The following is a 2,831-nucleotide window of genomic DNA, read 5'->3' as shown; positions in this document are numbered from 1 at the left end:
TCGCGCGAGACGCCATCCGCGGGAGCGCCTGCCCGCCATTGCTTGGCCAACCACTGCGCGCGCCACCCCGGGATCGGGGCGACGCGCGCAGTCGTCGGCCGCGCCGGTCGGGTGGCGACGGGTCAGGCGTCGTGGATGATCACGCCGCGCATGATCTTGCCGTCCTGCAGATCCCGGTAGCCCTCGTTGACCTGCTCGAGCGAGTAGGTGGTGGTGATGAGCTCGTCCAGCTTGAGCTTGCCCTCGTCGTACAGGCGCAGCAGCTTGACGATGTCGTACTGCGGGTTGGCCGAACCGAACAGGGTGCCCGTGATGGTCTTGCCGAACAGCGCCATCACGGTGCCGCTGACCTGGACGGTCTTGTCGGTCATGTTGCCCAGGCCGGTGATCACCACGGTGCCACCCTTGCCGATCACGTCGAAGGCGCTCGAGACGACCTGCTCGTCGACGGTGCCCACCAGGATGAGCGCCTGGTCCGCCATCTGGCCCCAGGTGAGCTTCTCCACCTCGGCGTGGGCCTCGGCGGCGTCGGCGAACGCGTGGGTGGCGCCGAACTTGAGGGCCTCGTCGCGCTTGAACTGGACGGGGTCCACCACCACGACGTGGCGGGCCCCCGAGTGGACGGCGCCCTGGACGGCGTTGATGCCGAGCCCGCCGATGCCGTAGATCACCACGGTGTCGCCCTGGCGCACGTTGCCCGCATAGGTGGCGGTGCCCCAGCCGGAGGGCACGCCGCAGCCCACCAGGACGGCCTTGTCGAGCGGCAGCCAGTCGTCGACCTTGACCACCGAGTGCTGGGAGATCACCGAGCGCTCGGAGAAGGTGCCGAGCATGCACATGGCACCGAACTCCTTGCCGCCCGAGCGGAAGCGGAAGGTGCCGTCGGGCATGTGCCCCTCGAGGATCGTGGCACCCATGTCGCAGAGGTTCTGTCGCCCGGTCGAGCAGTACCGGCAGGTGCCGCAGTTGGGGATGAAGGAGCACACCACGTGGTCGCCCGGCTTGACCTTGGTGACGCCCACGCCCACGGCCTCGATGACGCCGGCGCCCTCGTGCCCGCCGACGATCGGGAAGCGCGGCGGGAGCGAGCCGTCGGACAGGTGCAGGTCGGAGTGGCACAGGCCTGCGGCCGTGTACTTGATCAGGACCTCGCCGGGGCCGGGATCGTCCAGGTCGAGCTCGATGATCTCGAACGGCTGGTGGAGGTCGAACAGTACTGCTGCCTTGGTCTTCACGGCGGTGTTCCTTTCGGGGGAGCGGGTGATCGGAAGTGGAGAGGGGGTGTGGACGGGGCGGGTGGGCAAGGGGTGTGGGACGACAGGAGAGGTCGCAGAGAAGGGGAGTCGCCGGCGTCCCCGGACGAGTCACGGGGACGCCGGGTCCCGGTCCCGGGGGTCGGAGGGAGTCCGACCCGGACCAGGTCAGAGCTGGATGTTGACCGACCTGGTCTGCGTGTAGAGGTCCAGTGCACCCTGGCCCAGCTCGCGGCCCCAGCCGGACTGCTTGAACCCGCCGAACGGCATGGCGGTGTCGAAGCCGTTGTACTGGTTGACCCAGACCGAGCCCGCGTGGAGGCGGCTGGCGACCTTGTGGGCCTTGGAGATGTCCTTCGTCCACACCCCGGCGGCCAGGCCGTAGATCGAGTCGTTGGCCTGCCGGACCGCGTCGTCGACGTCGGTGAACCGCAGGGCCGAGACGACGGGGCCGAAGATCTCGTCCGTCACCACCCGGTGGTCGGGCTCGACGTCCACGAACACGGTCGGCTGGACAAAGTAGCCGGTGTCGCCGTGTCGGCCGCCGCCGGTGAGGGCCCGCCCGCCGTCTTCGATGCCGGCGCGGAGGTAGTAGGAGACCTTGTCGAACTGGTCCTGGTCGACCAGCGGGCCGAGCTCGGTGGCGGGGTCCAGGCCGTGTCCGATGGTGGCCTGGGCGGCGGCGTCGGCGACGGCCTGCGTGAACTTCTCGTAGATGGAGTCCTCGACGTACAGGCGGGTGCCGGCGGTGCAGGCCTGGCCGTGGTTGAACATCCACGCGGCCACGGATCCGGCGACGGCGGCGTCGAAGTCGCAGTCGGCAAAGACGATGTTGGCGCTCTTGCCGCCCAGCTCGAGGGAGACCTTCTTGAGGTTGCCCTTGGCGGCGTCGACGATCAGCTTGCCCACCTCGGTGGAGCCGGTGAAGGCCACCTTGTCCACGTCGTCGTGGGCGGAGATCGCGGCGCCGGCGTCGCCGAAGCCGGTGACGATGTTGACCACGCCGGCGGGCACGCCGGCCTCGGCGATGACCTCGCCCAGCAGCAGCGCGGTCAGCGGAGTCTGCTCGGCCGGCTTGAGGACCAGGGTGTTGCCGGTGGCCAGGGCGGGGGCGAGCTTCCACGCCGCCATGAGCAGCGGGAAGTTCCAGGGGATGATCTGGCCGCACACGCCCACGGGGACGCGCTGGGTGTAGGCGTGGAACTGCTTGTCGCCGGCGAACGGCATCGACACGTTGACCGTGGAGCCCTCGATCTTGGTGGACCAGCCGGCGTAGTAGCGGAACACGTCGGCCGCCCACGCCACGTCCACGGCGGTGGCGATCGCGACGGACTTGCCGTTGTCCAGGGCCTCGATCTGCCCGAACAGCTCGGCCTTGGCGTCCAGCAGGTCGCCGATGCGCCACAGGATCTGCTCGCGCTGGTTGGGCTTCATGGTCGCCCACGCGCCGTCGTCGAAGGCGCGGCGCGCGGCGGCGACGGCCCGGTCGACGTCCTCGGGTCCGCCGTGCGCGACCTGGGTGATCTCGGCGCCGGTGGCGGGGTCGTAGGTGCCGAAGGTGCGGCCGTCCGCCGCGTC

General features: G+C 69.9%; 2 protein-coding genes. Both read right to left on the bottom strand.

From position 1 onward, the window contains the following. Nucleotides 1-122: 122 nt before the first annotated feature. On the bottom strand, nucleotides 123-1,235 hold the full coding sequence (locus G6020_RS14345; RefSeq protein ID WP_179523234.1) for an NDMA-dependent alcohol dehydrogenase: 1,113 nt from the start codon (nucleotides 1,233-1,235) through the stop codon (nucleotides 123-125). 186 nt (nucleotides 1,236-1,421) lie between these two features. Further along, the coding region (locus G6020_RS14340) for an aldehyde dehydrogenase family protein (RefSeq protein WP_182611078.1) at nucleotides 1,422-2,831 on the bottom strand (1,410 nt) is incomplete at its 5' end.

The sequence above is a fragment of the Dietzia sp. B19 genome, assembly GCF_014145155.1.
GTDB classification, from domain to species: domain Bacteria; phylum Actinomycetota; class Actinomycetes; order Mycobacteriales; family Mycobacteriaceae; genus Dietzia; species Dietzia natronolimnaea.
This window is presented reverse-complemented; position numbering and strand designations above follow the sequence as displayed.